Origin of the sequence: Caballeronia sp. Sq4a (assembly GCF_023170545.1) — a bacterium.
GTDB lineage: Bacteria > Pseudomonadota > Gammaproteobacteria > Burkholderiales > Burkholderiaceae > Caballeronia.
Genome location: NZ_CP084250.1, coordinates 1,573,831 through 1,588,335 on the forward strand (window position 1 = coordinate 1,573,831; position 14,505 = coordinate 1,588,335).

Annotated in this window: 12 protein-coding genes; 4 read left to right on the forward strand and 8 right to left on the reverse strand. The window is 65.7% G+C overall.

Going from position 1 to position 14,505, the window contains the following annotated elements:
- Window positions 1–134 precede the first annotated feature (134 nt).
- From LDZ24_RS07465 to LDZ24_RS07485, 5 genes are all read right to left on the reverse strand, one after another.
- Window positions 135–875 carry a 3-ketoacyl-ACP reductase gene (locus LDZ24_RS07465; protein WP_175940417.1) on the reverse strand — a complete coding sequence of 247 codons (741 nt, stop codon included), beginning with the start codon at window positions 873–875 and terminating at the stop codon, window positions 135–137.
- 94 nt (window positions 876–969) lie between these two features.
- The gene (locus tag LDZ24_RS07470) at window positions 970–2,151 is read right to left on the reverse strand and encodes an acetyl-CoA C-acetyltransferase (RefSeq protein WP_175940418.1); all 1,182 of its coding nucleotides are present in this window, start codon (window positions 2,149–2,151) and stop codon (window positions 970–972) included.
- 62 nt (window positions 2,152–2,213) lie between these two features.
- Complete coding sequence (gene phaC / locus LDZ24_RS07475) at window positions 2,214–4,265, reverse strand: class I poly(R)-hydroxyalkanoic acid synthase (RefSeq protein ID WP_248319931.1); 2,052 nt, start codon at window positions 4,263–4,265, stop codon at window positions 2,214–2,216.
- Window positions 4,266–4,564: 299 nt separating this feature from the next.
- The gene (gene pgeF, locus LDZ24_RS07480; protein WP_248319932.1) at window positions 4,565–5,407 is read right to left on the reverse strand and encodes a peptidoglycan editing factor PgeF; all 843 of its coding nucleotides are present in this window, start codon (window positions 5,405–5,407) and stop codon (window positions 4,565–4,567) included.
- The gene (locus LDZ24_RS07485) at window positions 5,404–6,594 is read right to left on the reverse strand and encodes an RluA family pseudouridine synthase (RefSeq protein ID WP_248319933.1); all 1,191 of its coding nucleotides are present in this window, start codon (window positions 6,592–6,594) and stop codon (window positions 5,404–5,406) included. Before LDZ24_RS07485 ends, pgeF begins: the two co-directional genes overlap by 4 nt.
- Window positions 6,595–6,844: 250 nt before the next feature.
- Here LDZ24_RS07485 and LDZ24_RS07490 point away from each other — a divergent pair, with 250 nt between their 5' ends.
- Together LDZ24_RS07490 and LDZ24_RS07495 are read left to right on the forward strand one after the other, a co-directional pair.
- On the forward strand, window positions 6,845–7,648 hold the full coding sequence (locus tag LDZ24_RS07490) for an outer membrane protein assembly factor BamD (RefSeq protein WP_371747414.1): 804 nt from the start codon (window positions 6,845–6,847) through the stop codon (window positions 7,646–7,648).
- 204 nt (window positions 7,649–7,852) lie between these two features.
- Window positions 7,853–8,446, forward strand: a complete 594-nt coding sequence (locus LDZ24_RS07495) for a transposase (RefSeq protein ID WP_248319934.1) — start codon at window positions 7,853–7,855, stop codon at window positions 8,444–8,446.
- Here LDZ24_RS07495 and LDZ24_RS07500 read toward each other — a convergent pair.
- From LDZ24_RS07500 to LDZ24_RS07510, 3 genes are all read right to left on the reverse strand, one after another.
- Window positions 8,443–10,671 carry an ATP-dependent DNA helicase gene (locus LDZ24_RS07500; RefSeq protein WP_175940424.1) on the reverse strand — a complete coding sequence of 743 codons (2,229 nt, stop codon included), beginning with the start codon at window positions 10,669–10,671 and terminating at the stop codon, window positions 8,443–8,445. The genes LDZ24_RS07495 and LDZ24_RS07500 overlap by 4 nt on opposite strands.
- A gap of 78 nt (window positions 10,672–10,749) precedes the next feature.
- Window positions 10,750–10,971 (reverse strand): DUF465 domain-containing protein, encoded by a 222-nt coding sequence (locus LDZ24_RS07505; protein WP_175940425.1) that lies wholly within the window; start codon window positions 10,969–10,971, stop codon window positions 10,750–10,752.
- 64 nt (window positions 10,972–11,035) lie between these two features.
- Window positions 11,036–11,848 carry a colicin transporter gene (locus LDZ24_RS07510; RefSeq protein WP_248319935.1) on the reverse strand — a complete coding sequence of 271 codons (813 nt, stop codon included), beginning with the start codon at window positions 11,846–11,848 and terminating at the stop codon, window positions 11,036–11,038.
- A gap of 25 nt (window positions 11,849–11,873) precedes the next feature.
- Between LDZ24_RS07510 and LDZ24_RS07515 the strand changes: the two genes are divergently transcribed.
- Together LDZ24_RS07515 and LDZ24_RS07520 are read left to right on the forward strand one after the other, a co-directional pair.
- Window positions 11,874–12,125, forward strand: coding sequence for a hypothetical protein (locus LDZ24_RS07515; RefSeq protein WP_175940427.1), 252 nt, complete (start codon window positions 11,874–11,876; stop codon window positions 12,123–12,125).
- Window positions 12,122–14,464: a Tex family protein gene (locus LDZ24_RS07520; protein ID WP_248319936.1), complete on the forward strand. Its 2,343-nt coding sequence runs from the start codon at window positions 12,122–12,124 to the stop codon at window positions 14,462–14,464. The genes LDZ24_RS07515 and LDZ24_RS07520 overlap by 4 nt, the downstream gene beginning before the upstream one ends.
- Window positions 14,465–14,505: the final 41 nt, after the last annotated feature.

Genomic DNA, 14,505 nt, shown 5'->3' on the forward strand with positions numbered 1-14,505 from the left:
CTGCGATGGCAGCAAGCATGTCTTGCGTTGTCGCAAAAAAGCGTTGCTGCGGGTTCGCCGCATCGTTGATGTATCCGGCAGGCGGCATTCGCCGGCGCGGGCGCCCCATGCGCCCCGCCGGCGATCGCGGCCCGTCAGCCCATGTGCAAGCCACCGTTGAGCGAGAAATCCGCCCCGGTGGAAAAACCCGATTCCTCCGACGCGAGCCAGGCGACGATCGAGCCGATCTCGTCCGGCGTGCCGAGTCGCCGCACCGGAATGGTCGCGACGATCTTCTCCAGCACTTCCGGGCGAATGGACTTCACCATGTCCGTGCCGATATAGCCCGGCGAGACCGTGTTGACCGTCACGCCCTTGGTCGCCACTTCCTGCGCGAGTGCCATCGTGAAGCCGTGAATGCCGGCCTTGGCCGTCGAATAGTTCGTCTGGCCGAACTGGCCTTTCTGGCCGTTCACCGACGAAATGTTGATGACGCGGCCCCAGCCGCGCTCGACCATGCCGTCGATCACCTGCTTCGTGACGTTGAAGAGGCTCGTCAGATTGGTGTCGATGACCGCGGTCCAGTCCTCATGCGTCATCTTGCGGAACACGACATCGCGCGTGATGCCCGCGTTATTGACGAGCACGTCGACCTCGCCGACCTCGGCCTTCACCTTGTCGAACGCGTTCTTGGTCGATTCCCAATCGCTGACGTTGCCCTCGGACGCGATGAAGTCGAAGCCGAGCGCCTTCTGGTCTTCGAGCCATTTCACCCGGCGCGGCGAGTTCGGCCCGCAGCCTGCCACGACCGTGAAGCCGTCCTTGTGGAGCCGCTGGCAAATGCTGGTGCCGATGCCGCCCATCCCGCCCGTTACATACGCTACGCGCTTCGTCATGCTCGACTCCCTTTTCGTTATGCGGTGCGCGCCCGAAGGCGCCGCCCGCTTGTCCCTTTCTTCATTCCGACGCGGCTTGCAGCCGCTTGCCGCGTTACAGCCGCTCGACCGCCAGCGCGACGCCCATGCCGCCGCCGATGCACAGCGACGCCAGGCCCTTCTTCGCGTCGCGCTTCTGCATTTCGTGCAGCAGCGTGACCAGAATGCGGCAGCCCGATGCGCCGATCGGATGCCCGATCGCGATCGCCCCGCCGTTCACGTTGATCTTTTCCTGATCCCAGCCCATCTGCTTGTGCACCGCGAGCGCCTGCGCGGCGAAGGCTTCGTTAATCTCCATCAGGTCGAGATCGTCGATGCTCCAGCCCGCGCGTTCCAGACAGCGCTTCGATGCCGGCACCGGGCCCATGCCCATGATCTTCGGATCGACGCCCGCGCTCGCGTACGCCTTGATCCGCGCGAGCGGCGTGAGACCCAGCGCTTCGGCCTTCTTCGCCGACATCACGACCACCGCCGCCGCGCCGTCGTTGATGCCCGATGCGTTCGCCGCCGTCACCGTGCCTTCCTTCGAGAACGCGGGCTTCAGTCCCGCGAGCGCTTCGGCGGTGACGCCGTGGCGCACGAACTCGTCCGTGGCGAACTGGATCGGCTCGCCTTTGCGCTGGGGAATCGACACCGGCACGATTTCGTCGTTGAAGCGGCCGGCCTTTTGCGCGGCCTCCGCCTTGTTCTGCGAGAGCGCGGCGAACGCGTCCTGCGCTTCGCGCGTGATGCCGTATTCCTTCGCGACGTTCTCGGCGGTGGTGCCCATGTGGTAGTTGTTATAGACGTCCCAGAGGCCATCGACGATCATCGAGTCGATCAGCTTCGCGTCGCCCATGCGAAAGCCGTCGCGCGAGCCGGGCAGCACGTGCGGCGCGGCGCTCATGTTCTCCTGGCCGCCCGCGACGATAATCTCCGAATCGCCCGCGATGATCGCGTTGGCCGCGAGCATCACTGCCTTGAGTCCCGAGCCGCAGACCTTGTTGATCGTCATGCCGGGGACCATCTCCGGCAAGCCGGCCTTGATGACCGACTGGCGTGCCGGGTTCTGCCCCGAGCCCGCGGTCAGCACCTGACCCAGAATGACTTCGCTGATTTGCTCGGGCTTGAGACCCGCGCGTTCGAGCACCGCGCGAATAACGGTGGCGCCCAGCTCCGGTGCTGCGATCTTCGCAAGCGAGCCGCCGAATTTGCCGACCGCGGTGCGCGCGGCCGATACGATCACTACGTCAGTCATTTCCGTTTCCTTTGGCATCGAATGTTAGAGCGGTGTGGCTGCGGCCGATCCGTTCGCGTCGGTCAACTGTCGCGCTTGAGGACGTAACGGCCCGGAGCCGCCTCGATCACAGGATAATCCTTCGAGCCGAGCCCTGCGCTCGCCTTCTGCTGCTCGCCGGACTGCTTGGCGAGCCACTGCGTCCACGTCGGCCACCAGCTGCCGGGGTGCTCGCTCGCTGCCTCGAACCAGGCGTCGGCGGTCTCCGGCAGGCGCTCGCCCGCGCTATCGAGCATCCAGAAACTGCGCTTGTTCTTCGACGGCGGATTGATCACGCCCGCGATATGCCCCGATGCGCCGAGCACGAAGGTCTGCGGCCCGGAGAGCAGCGGCGCCGAAGCATACGCCGATTTCCAAGGCACGATATGGTCTTCGCGCGAACCATAGATGAATGTCGGCGTCGTGATGGTCGACAAGTCGATGGGCACGCCGAGCACCGTCACCGCGCCCGGTTCGCGCAGCTTGTTCTCCAGATACGTGTTGCGCAGATACCAGACGCACATGGGACCGGGCAGGTTCGTCGAATCGCTGTTCCAGAAGAGCAGATCGAACGCTTGCGGCGTGCGGCCTTTCAGGTAGTTATCGACGACGTAGTTCCACACCAGATCGTTCGGGCGCAGATACGAGAACGTGTTGGCGAACTCGATGCCGCGCATGAGTCCCGGCGGCGCGCCGTTCTTGCCGCCGATGGTCTGCTCGCGCATCGCCACGTGCGCCTCGTCGACGAAGACGTCGAGCACGCCCGTGTCGGAGAAGTCGAGCATCGAGGTAAGCAAGGTCATCGACGCGGCCGGCTCGTTGCCGCGCGCCTTCTCGACGGCGAGCGCGGTGGCGAGCAGCGTTCCGCCGATGCAGAAGCCGAGCGTATTGATCTTGTCCGCGCCGGAGATGTCGGAGACGACGCTCATCGCCTGCATCACGCCTTCGCCGACGTAATCGTCCCACGTCTTGTGAGCAATGGACTGGTCCGCATTGCGCCACGAGATCATGTACACCTGCTGGCCGGATTCGAGCGCATGACGCACGAGCGAGCCTTCCGGCGAAAGATCGAGGATGTAGAACTTGTTGATGCACGGCGGCACGATCAAGAGCGGCCGCGCATACACCTTCGGCGCGAGCGGCTTGTACTGAATGAGCTGCATGAGCTCGTTCTCGTACACGACCGCGCCTTCGGTCGTCGCGACGTTCTTGCCGATGGCGAACACCGATTCGTCCGACTGCGAGATCTTGCCACGCTGCATGTCGTTGAGCAGGTTCAGCATGCCCTGGCGCAGGCTTTCGCCCTTGCTTTCGATGAGCGCCTTCTGCGCCTCGGGATTCAGCGCCAGATAGTTGCTCGGCGCGGCCGCGGCGGCCCACTGCTGGACGGCGAAACGAATGCGCTCGCGCGTCTTCGGATCGCTCTGCACGGCGTCGGCGAGTTCCTGAAGATAGCGCGCGTTCAGCAGATACCATGCGGCCGTGAATGCGAACGCGGGCGTCGATTGCCACGCGGTGTCCTTGAAACGCCGATCCTTGAGCGCAGCCGGATCGATGCTCTGTCCGCTCGCCTGTTTCATCAGTTCGCCGACGTCGCGCGTGTAGTCGCTTTGCAGTTGATGCAGGCGCTCGGGCGCGATGGCCGCCGTCGGAATCTTCGGCAACGTCGGCAGGCCCTGCATCGCCGCGCCGAAGCCCGGCATGCTGCTCGCGAGCTTCGCGAATTCGGCGAGACCGTTCATCTTCGCGAGGTCCGGCATCTGCGGCATGCTCGCGATGGTGGGGAAAGCGGTCGGAAATCCACCGGGAAGCGCGCCGGGAAGTCCGCCGAAACCCTGAAACGGGAAGCCGCCGAACGCGGAAGAAGGCGAAGCGCCGCCATTCGCGGACGCGCCGTCAGCCGTCGGATTCGCCGGATTCGTCTGCTGAGTGAATTTCGCCCACTGCGCCGGATCGGCGACCGCGCGCCACGCGTTCAGCCATTGCTCGAACGCCTGCTGTACGCCTGCCGTGTTGTCGGCTGCTGGCTGCGCCGCGGTGCTGTCTTCGGCGGCGGTACGGGAGCGGGAAGATGATGAGGATGTTTTGGAAGCCATACCCGCCTTTGACCTCTGAGTCTCGAAAGACTGATTGCTGATGCAGGCATTGCCGGGCCGTCTCGGCCAGCGCGCGAAAGTATGGGTGCGCCTTTGCGCGCCGGGCGGGAGTCCGCCCTCGCTACGCCGTGCCCGATTGAACACAATTCTGGGAACATTCTTGCGCTTGGGCGTCAAGCATGTCAATGCTTCGTCCCGATTTTGCCGCAGTGCGATGTTTTTATAATTATCGTTTTCCCCCATGAAAGAAATGCCTGTTTGCCGCGCCTTTCCGGGCGTTGGGTGACGCGGCTTCCCGATCAGTCGGCGAGCCAGATCATCGCGGCCATGCGGCCCGTGACGCGGTCGCGCCGGTAGGAATAGAAGCGCGTTTCTTCGGTCACGGTGCAGTGCGTGCCACCGTGAATGCGCGCCGCGTCGATGCCGATATCGGCCAGCCGCAACCGCGCGAGCGCGTAAATGTCCGCGAAGTATTTGCCGGGCGCGCTGGCGGCCTTGAACGCGGCTGCGGTCGCATCCCGTCGATGCACCGGACTCGCGGCGACGAACGCGTCGAGCACGTCTTCGCCGACTTCGAACGCATTCGGTCCGATAGCCGGTCCGAGATACGCCGTCAGTGCCGATGCCGGCGCGCCCGCGAGCGCCGCCACGCGCTCGCCCGTCCGCTCGACGATGCCGCCTGCGAGCCCACGCCAGCCCGCATGCGCCGCGCCGACCGCGCGGCCTTCGTCATCGCAGAAGAGCACGGGCAGGCAGTCCGCCGTCATCACGACGCAGACGATGCCGGCGCGATCCGTCACGCTCGCGTCGGCGCGCGTCGGCCCTGACGCGCGTGCCTCGATGACGGCGTGAGCGTCTTCCACTTGCGTGCCGTGAATCTGTTCGAGCCACGCGGCGGCGCGCGCGCCGGTCAGGGCGAGCGCCCGGCGGCGGTTCTCCTGCACGGCGGCGGGCGCATCCCCGGTCGAAAGACCCAGATTCAGACCGCCCGCTTGCGGCGCGCCGCCGTGATACGGCGCCTCGCTCACGCCGCCCGCGCGCGTCGTCACGAAGGCGTGGACGCGCGGTGCCACGCGCCATTGCGGCCAGAGGCAGTGTTTCGGGTCCAATGCGTGTGGCTGAGCCGCGTGCGAATCGGTCATGCTTCGTCGTCCTCGTAATCGTCGTCTTCGTCTTGCTCGTCTTCCTCCCAGTCTTCGTCCGCCTCGTAGACCTGCACGAACTCTTCGTCTTCGTCTTCTTCGTCGAGGTCCGCTTCGTCTTCGCGTCCGAATCCGAGTGCGGCGGCGAGCGCGGTCATATCCTCGGGCACGTCGGCGCGCCAGTGCACGGCCTTGCCCGTCACCGGATGAATCAGGCCGAGCCGCCACGCATGCAACGCCTGCCGCGCGAAGCCGTCCGGCAGCGGCGTCACCGAACGCTTGCCGCGCGCGCGCCCGTAGACCGGATCGCCCAGAAGCGGATGTCCGACGTGCGCGCAATGCACGCGAATCTGGTGCGTGCGGCCCGTTTCGAGATCGCAATGAATGGCGCTCACCGGCTGGCCTTGCCATCTCGCCCGGTCGATGGTGCGAAAGTGCGTGCGCGCGGGCTTGCCCGCCGCGCTCTGCACGACCGCCATGCGCGTGCGTTCGCGCGGATCGCGGCCGATGGGCGCGTCGATGGTGCCGTCCTCCGGCATGGTGCCCCACACGAAAGCGACATAGCGACGCTTGACCGTGCGCGCCTGCAACTGGCGCACGAGGTCCGTTTGCGCTTCGAGCGTGCGCGCGACGACCATCAGCCCGGACGTCTCCTTGTCCAGCCGATGCACGATGCCCGCGCGCGGCAAGCCGGCCGCGGCACTGCCGTAACGATGCAGCAGGCCGTTCAGCAGCGTGCCGCTCCAGTTGCCGGCCGCGGGATGCACGACCATTCCCGCGGGCTTGTTGATGACGACGAGCGCGTCGTCTTCGTACACGATGTCGAGCGGCACCGGCTCGGGCGTGAAGGCGAGTTGCTCGGGCAACAGGTCAGGGACGAGCGAAATGGTCGCGCCGAGCGGCACCGGCTGGCGCACTTTTGCGCTCGCGCCGTCGACCAGCACGCGGCCCTCTTCGATCCAGCTTTGCAGACGGCTGCGCGAAAACTCCGGGAAAACCTTGGCAAGCACTTTGTCGAGCCGGTCGCCCGCGAGTTCGTTGGGCACGCGCGCCGTGCGAGGCGCGTCGGCGCCTGGCTGCGGGCCCGCGCCGGCTTCCGATTCGGGCAAAGCCGAGTCGTCGCCGTTGGCGCATGGGCTATAATCTTTGAGTTGGTCTTTGGTACGACGAGTACTTGAGCGAGTCATGTGAACGAGAGATTGACGGGGAGCAGACCGCGGTCTCTATCGAAGCCGACTGGAAGCCGACAGCCTGACGAGTCATCACGCGCGAGCGTTGCGAGCCACGAAACGACGTGATCGACCGAGCAGCGCGCCGCGCGCAAAGACTGCACCGGAAGCACTGCCGCACACAGTTGGAATCAGTTAAGAAGCAAGCCAGAAATCAGCCCAGGAAATGCAAGCACTGATGCGAGCCTTCAACACCATTCATCAAGCGATGCAGCGATCGATCAAGTATCTGGCGCTGGCCGCGAGCGTCGCCATCGTCACGGCCTGCCACGGCCTGCCCGAGAAGACCGACGAAACGGCAACGTGGAATAACAACAAATTATATACGGAGGCCCAGGACGCGCTATCCGGCAGCGACTGGGGCAAGTGCGCCAAGTATTTCGAGGCGCTCGAGGGCCGCGACCCGTTCGGCCACTTCGCGCAGCAGGCGCAGATCAACGTCGCGTACTGCAACTGGAAGGACGGCGAAACCGCCTCGGCGGATCAGGCCATCGACCGCTTCATCCGCTTGCATCCGGATCATCCGGATATTGCCTACGCGTATTATCTGAAGGGCATGATCCACTTCAACGACGACCTCGGTCTCTTCGGCCGCTTCTCCGGCCAGGACATGAGCGAGCGCGATCCGAAGTCGCTGCGCGAGTCGTATGACGCGTTCAAGGTGGTCGTCGACAAGTATCCGCAAAGCAAGTACGCGCCGGACGCCGCCCAGCGCATGCGCTATATCGTGAACGCGCTGGCTTCGCATGAAGTGCATGCCGCCGATTACTACTTCCGCCGTGGCGCGTATGTGGCCGCGATCAACCGGGCGCAACTCGCCATTCGCGAATACAAGAACGCCCCGGCGACCGAAGACGCGCTGCACATCATGATGATGTCGTATCAGAGGCTCGATCAACCGCAACTCGCCGACGACACCAAGCGCGTGCTGGCCGCGACGTTCCCGGACAGCCCGTATGTCACCGGCAAGCGCCGTCCGGGCACGGATAAGCCCTGGTATCAGATCTGGTAATGCATGTCGAACGGCCGGCGCGCGTGCGCCGGCTTCGTTTGCAAGGGCGTTGAATCGCCCTATTTTTTCGTCCAGATTTTTGCCATTTAGCAACAATATCCGGCAACAGAATCCCGCAACAAAATTTAGCTATCCTGATGGCGTTCGCAGGCATCCGTGCAAAGCGAGCCCTCGCCTGCAACACGTTTTCTGCAAGAGATAAGCATGGCTGTAACGGTTCCGCGCACCCAGCGCGACGCATTCCTCGACACGATGGATTCCTTGCTGCCCTGGCCGACGCTGTGCGCGATCGTCCAGCCGAACCTCGAGGCGCGGGTGCACACCGAGCGCATGCTGCGGATTTGCCTGCTGCAAAGCTGGTTCGGTCTGTCCGATCGTGATTGCGCGGACGCGCTCATCGACAGTATCGGGCTTCAGCGGTTCGCGCGTATCGACGCCGAACGCGACGGCTTTCCCGACGCGCGCGCTATCCGCGAGTTTCGCGGTGACTTGCAGTCGCGGGAACGGGCGCAGCCGTTGGCGGCCGAGGTCAACCGCGTGCTGGCGTCGAACGGGATCCGCGTCAAGCCGGGCGCGATCGTCAACCCGCGCATTTTCGCCGACGCGCCGGAGCGGCGCGACGAAACCGCGCCAAAGCCCGTCGCCAGCAAAGCTGCGGCGCGGCCGAGCTTCGGCGGCGCATACGGCCGTCAATCGATGCGCGTGCGCCTCGCGCGTGGCGCCGACGAGGCCGCAGCCGAACGCGCCGCGCGGCTCGCTCAGGCCATCTTCAACGTGCGCAGCGTCACGGAAGGCTAGTCGGCCAGTTCCACCGCCGAGCTGCGCGAGTCGCTGAAGAACGCGCGCACGACATCGAGCTCGCGCGTGCGCTTGAACGGCGGCAGGCTTTGCCAGATGCGCCGTCCGTACGGTTTGTCGACGAGGCGCGTGTCGCAGATCATCAGCACGCCGCGATCGGTTTCCGCGCGAATCAGGCGACCCGCGCCCTGCTTCAGCGTGATGACCGCCTGCGGCAACTGATGCACGGCGAACGGGCTCAGCCCTTTTTTCGTGAGCGCATCGAGCCGCGCGGCGAGCACCGGATCGTCCGGCGGCGCGAACGGCAGCTTGTCGATCACGACGAGCGAGAGCGCGTCGCCGCGCACATCGACGCCTTCCCAGAAGCTCTGACTACCCACGAGAATCGCGTTGCCGTAGGCGCGGAAACGGTCGAGCAGTTCCGTGCGGCTCGCATCGCCCTGAACCAGCAGCGGATTCTGCCAGCCGCGCCGCTCGATCACGTCGCGCAGCCGGGCCGAAATGCGATCGACCGCGCGCAGCGTCGTGCAGAGCACGAACACGCCGCCGCCCGCCGCTTCGATTACGGGCAGCGCCGCCTCGAAGACGGCATCCGTGAACTGGGGCGACGACGGCTGCGGCAGATTGCGCGGCACGTACAAGAGCCCTTGCGTCGGATAGTCGAACGGGCTCGGCAGCGTCATGGAGCGACGCGCGTTCAGGCCCATTTGCGCCGCGTAGTGCGTGAAGTCGCCGCGCACCGAAAGCGTCGCCGACGTGAAGATCCATGCGCGCGGCACGCCCGCGCGCTGCTTCGCGAAGATCGGCGCCACGGATAGCGGCGTCTCGTGCAACTGCACCGTGTGCGAGAACACCTCGACCCAGCGGACCATCTCGTTCGGCTCGTCCTTCGCCGTCTGTTGCGCGGTGTCTTCGTCGTCCGCGACGGCGCGTTCGAGCGGCGTCGGCGGCGTGGTCCAGCCCGCGAGCAAGTCCTGCAACTCGCGCGCGCGCCGCACGAGCGCCTGCAGCGACTCCGCCCGCTCCGCATGCGACGACAACGCCGCCGCGAGCGCATCGAGGTGCGTTTCGAGCGTGTCGAGCGCCTCGAAGAGCGGATGCCCGTCCGGAAGCTGGCCGAGCGAAAAGCGCGCCGAATCTTCCTTGAACGCGAGCCGCAGATCACGCGCCGCCCGCTCCAGCGCCGCGCCGAGCTTGGTCCAGTCCGCCGCGTCGCGCGCGTGACTCAGGCCTTCCGCGACGGTATCGCGTGCCAGTTCCAGCAGTTGCGTGGTGGAAAGCGTCTCGCCGAAGAAGAGCGTCGCCGTCTCGGGCAACTGGTGCGCTTCGTCGAAGATGATGGTGTTGGCCATCGGCAACAATTCGGCCATGCCGGTATCGCGCAACATCACGTCGGCGAAGAACAGATGGTGATTCACCACGACGATATCGGCCTGCTGCGCCTCCTTGCGCGCCTGCATCACGAAGCAGTCCTTGTAGTGCGGACACTCCTGACCGAGGCAGTTGTCGCGCGTGGACGTGACCATCGGCCAGACGGGCGAGTTTTCGGGGACGCTCGCGAGTTCGGCCTTGTCGCCCGTGCGCGTGATTTTCGCGAAGCGGACGATCTCCTGCAGATGCGACGTGTCCTGCCGCGAGGGCAGCCGGCCGTTGTCGGCGGTTCGCTCCAAATAGTAGTGACAGAGGTAGTTCGCGCGGCCCTTGAGCATGGCGACCGACACCGGCACGGCGAGCGCGTCGCGCACGGTCGGGATGTCGCGCTGGAAAAGCTGATCCTGCAAATGCTTCGTGCCCGTCGAGACGATGACCTTGCCGCCCCACAACATGGCGGGAACGAGATACGCGTAGGTCTTGCCCGTGCCGGTGCCGGCCTCGACGATCAACGTGTTCTCGCCGCCGTCGATGGCGGCCTTCGCGGTCGCGATGCCGACGTCGTCGGCCGTCTCGTCGTCGGGCGCATGCGGCTTGTCCGACGGCCCGAGCTTGCGCGCGGGGCGGCGCTGCGCTTCGAACATCGCGGGCTCCGGCATCGCGCGGCCGGATGCTTCCATCGCTGCGGCGACCGAGCGCGCCATTTCGATCTGCGATGCGCGCGGCCGATAGCCGTCGATGGCGCGGGCGAGCAGGCCATCGGCGGAGAAGATCGCATCGAGTTCGACGCTGCGTTTGTTCGTCAGCGCGAGCGGCGCGCTCGCGGCATCGGACGGTTGGGCGGGAGAGTTCAAAGGGAGCCTGATCCTGCGAATACTGCGGTTTCGTGCCGTGCGCCACGCGCAGGCGACTGCGCCACGCGTCGGGGCCGCTCAGTGCGGGTCCGTGTCCAGCTGCAATTGCAGCAGGAGGATGGTGTCTTTCACCTTGAGCTTGCGCTTTTTCAAGCGCCGCAGCTCGAGGTCGTCGATGCCGGACAGCTTGCCGATGAGCGTGTCCAGACCGCGATGCTCGTCCTGCAATTGCGCGATGCGGTCGCGGATCATCGCGGCATCCGCTGCGGTTTGTCGGGGTGCGTTCAAGCGTTGCTGCATGCTCGCCTCCTGTCCCGGGACACCCGGTCGGCCCGGTGGGCCCGGTCTTCGCGCCGACGCGGCGCTACTTGCCTTGCTGCTGCTGTTGTTGCTGCTGTTGCTTCAACTGCTCTTGCTGTGCTTGCTGTGCCTTTTCCTGCTGCTTGCGGGCGGCTTCCTTCTGACGCGCCTCAACTTCCGCGCGATGCTGCGCGGCTTCCTGCTGCTTCTGCTCGAATCGCTGCGCCTTCTGTTCGCGCTCCTGCGCTTCCTGCACGCCGCGGGCGCGGGCGTCCTCCAGCTTCTTCTGGTAGTCCGCCTGCTTCTGATCGTAAGCCTTCTGGTTCGCCGCGCGCTGCGGGGCTTCGGCGTTGCGCTGCGCGGCGGCGAGCGCGTTCTGGCGCTGCTTGTCCTCGTACGCCTGCTGGTTCGCGCGCTCGTTGGCCGCGCGTTGCGGCGCATCGGCTTCGTATTGCGCCTGTTTCAACGCCGTCTGCCGGTCGCGCTCCTTCACGCGTTCGGCGCGCTGCTCGTCGTTCAGCGCGAGTTGCTCCTGCCGGATCTGCTGACGCGCCTCGCGCATCTCGGTGCGCGCATTGTCGAGACAATGGTTCACGAAGAACTTGCTGTAGCAGTCGTGCTGCTTCACGCCATAGCGATAGTCGTTCTCCGACGTGCGCCGGTCGAGCGCCTTCTGCCGCCGCTCGAAGCCGGCGCGAAGGGCTGCGTCCGCGCTGTTGTCCGCGCTGCTGTCGGCGCTGGCCGGGCCGCTTTGGGACGCATCGAGCGGCTGCGTGCTTACCGCGGTCGTCGGGTCGATGGGCTTCGGCGTCTGAGCGTTCGCATGCTGCGGCAAGACGACGGCAAGCACGCAAATCGACGAGGCGGCAACAGCCATCGGCGCGAGCTTCGTAAGGCGAAAATTGAGCAAGTTGATGAACGGCAACGTGATAAGGAATCAGGTGCGCGAAGGTGAAAAAGGGGCGTGCGCGGTCCCGAAATTCTATCACCGCGCGCCGGAGCGCTTCGGCATTTATGGCAAAATGCCCCGCTCAGAAACCCGGCCCATCGCTCGTCGCGGCGCGCCGCGAGGCCTCGAGCGCCGCCCGCCCGGACGCGGCGATGCAGGACGCCCGCGCCGCTTTCCGACGAGCCAGCAGACAGCGCAATCATGACGGAAACCGTAGCACTCAAGATCGTACAGCGCATTGCCACCGAGCTCACCGTGCAGCCGCGCCAGGTCGCCGCCGCCGTGCAGCTTCTCGACGAAGGCTCCACTGTCCCGTTCATCGCCCGGTATCGCAAGGAAGTCACCGGCAATCTCGACGACACGCAACTGCGCACGCTCGAAGAGCGCCTTCTCTATCTGCGCGAACTCGAAGACCGGCGCGCGGCGATCCTGCAAAGCATCGACGAGCAAGGCAAGCTGACCGACGAACTGCGCGGCGCGATTGAAGGCGCCGACAGCAAGCAGGTGCTCGAAGACCTCTATCTGCCGTACAAGCCAAAGCGCCGCACGCGCGCGCAGATCGCGCGCGAAGCCGGGCTCGAGCCGCTCGCGCAGGCGCTCCTCGCCGATCCGACGCTCGATCCGCACACCGAAGCCGCGAAGTTCGTCGATGCGGAGAAAGGCGTCGCGGACACGAAAGCCGCGCTCGACGGCGCACGCGACATTCTCTCGGAGCAGTTCGGCGAGACCGCCGAGATTCTCGGCAAGCTGCGCGACTATCTGTTCAATCAGGGGCTCGTGATATCGAGCGTGGTGGACGGCAAGGAAGGCGAAGAAGGCGAGAAATTCCGCGATTACTACGACTACAGCGAGACCGTGCGCACGGTGCCGTCGCATCGCGCGCTCGCGCTCTTCCGCGGGCGCAATGCCGGCGTGCTGTCGGTGAAGCTCGGTCTCGGCGAAGAACTCGATGGCCAAGTGCCGCATCCATGCGAAGCGATGATCGCGCACCACGTCGGCATCTCGAACCGCAACCGCCCGGCCGACAAGTGGCTCTCCGATGTCTGCCGCTGGTGCTGGCGCGTGAAGGTGCAGCCGCATATCGAGAACGAACTGCTCACGCAACTGCGCGAAGAAGCCGAACACGAAGCGATTCGCGTGTTCGCGCGCAATCTGAAAGACCTGCTGCTCGCCGCGCCCGCAGGTCCGAAGGCCGTGATCGGTCTCGATCCGGGTCTGCGCACCGGCGTGAAGGTGGCGGTCGTCGATCGCACCGGCAAGCTGCTCGCCACCGATACGATCTACCCGCACGAGCCGCGCCGCGACTGGGACGGCTCGCTTGCGAAGCTCGCGCGAATCGCACGCGAGACGAAGGCCGAACTCATTTCGATCGGTAACGGCACCGCATCGCGCGAAACCGACAAGCTCGCGAGCGAACTCATCGCGAAGCATCCGGATCTGAAGCTGCAAAAGATCGTGGTGTCGGAAGCGGGCGCGTCGGTGTATTCGGCGTCCGAACTCGCGGCGAAGGAGTTTCCGGAACTGGACGTGTCGCTGCGCGGCGCGGTGTCGATCGCGCGGCGTCTGCAAGACCCGCTCGCGGAACTGGTCAAGATCGAGCCGAAAGCCATCGGCGTCGGTCAGTATCAGCATGATGTGAATCAGCGCGAACTCGCGCGTTCGCTCGACGCCGTGGTGGAAGACTGCGTGAACGCCGTCGGCGTCGATGCCAACACGGCTTCCGTCGCCCTGCTCGCCCGCGTGTCGGGTCTCAATGCGACGCTCGCGCGCAATATCGTCGAATACCGCGACGCCAACGGGCCGTTCCCGTCGCGCGAGCATCTGCGCCGCGTGCCGCGTCTCGGCGACAAAACCTTCGAGCAGGCGGCGGGCTTTCTGCGCATCAACAACGGCGAGAATCCGCTCGACCGCTCGTCGGTGCACCCGGAAGCATATCCGGTGGTTGAGCGCATTCTCGCGAAGATCAACAAGCACGTCGGCGATGTGCTCGGCAAGCGCGAGGCGCTCGCGGGCCTTTCGCCGGCCGAGTTCGTCGACGATCGTTTCGGTCTGCCGACCGTGCGCGACATTCTCGCGGAACTCGAAAAGCCGGGCCGCGATCCGCGCCCCGAGTTCAAAACCGCGACGTTCCGCGAAGGCATCGAGAAGATTTCGGACCTCGCGCCGGGCATGGTGTTGGAAGGTGTGGTGACGAACGTCGCGGCGTTCGGCGCGTTCGTCGATATCGGCGTGCATCAGGACGGACTCGTCCACGTGTCGGCCATGTCGACGAAGTTCATCAAGGACCCGCACGAAGTCGTGAAGGCCGGTCAGGTCGTGAAGGTCAAAGTGCTCGAAACCGACGTCAAGCGCCAGCGGATCTCGCTGACCATGCGCCTCGACGACGACTTCGCTCCCGCATCCGCAGCCAACGCGGGCGCGCCGGCGCGCGGCGGTCAGGATCGGCGCGCGGGCGGCGGCGGGCGCGACGCGCGTCCGAACCCGCGCCGCGAGCCGGAACCGGCAGGCGCGATGGCCGCGGCGTTCGCGAAACTCAAACGCTGATTCGGCAAGCTCCAACGAAAAAACCCACGCTTCGCGGCGTG

Coding starts and splice junctions, on each gene's coding strand:
- pgeF (WP_248319932.1), bottom strand. CDS start 5,407: ATGACCGATTCGCACGCGGCTCAGCCACACGCATTGGACCCGAAACAC.
- LDZ24_RS07465 (WP_175940417.1), bottom strand. CDS start 875: ATGACGAAGCGCGTAGCGTATGTAACGGGCGGGATGGGCGGCATCGGC.
- LDZ24_RS07510 (WP_248319935.1), bottom strand. CDS start 11,848: ATGGCTGTTGCCGCCTCGTCGATTTGCGTGCTTGCCGTCGTCTTGCCG.
- LDZ24_RS07505 (WP_175940425.1), bottom strand. CDS start 10,971: ATGCAGCAACGCTTGAACGCACCCCGACAAACCGCAGCGGATGCCGCG.
- LDZ24_RS07470 (WP_175940418.1), bottom strand. CDS start 2,151: ATGACTGACGTAGTGATCGTATCGGCCGCGCGCACCGCGGTCGGCAAA.
- LDZ24_RS07485 (WP_248319933.1), bottom strand. CDS start 6,594: ATGACTCGCTCAAGTACTCGTCGTACCAAAGACCAACTCAAAGATTAT.
- LDZ24_RS07495 (WP_248319934.1), top strand. CDS start 7,853: ATGGCTGTAACGGTTCCGCGCACCCAGCGCGACGCATTCCTCGACACG.
- LDZ24_RS07520 (WP_248319936.1), top strand. CDS start 12,122: ATGACGGAAACCGTAGCACTCAAGATCGTACAGCGCATTGCCACCGAG.
- LDZ24_RS07490 (WP_371747414.1), top strand. CDS start 6,845: ATGCAGCGATCGATCAAGTATCTGGCGCTGGCCGCGAGCGTCGCCATC.
- phaC (WP_248319931.1), bottom strand. CDS start 4,265: ATGGCTTCCAAAACATCCTCATCATCTTCCCGCTCCCGTACCGCCGCC.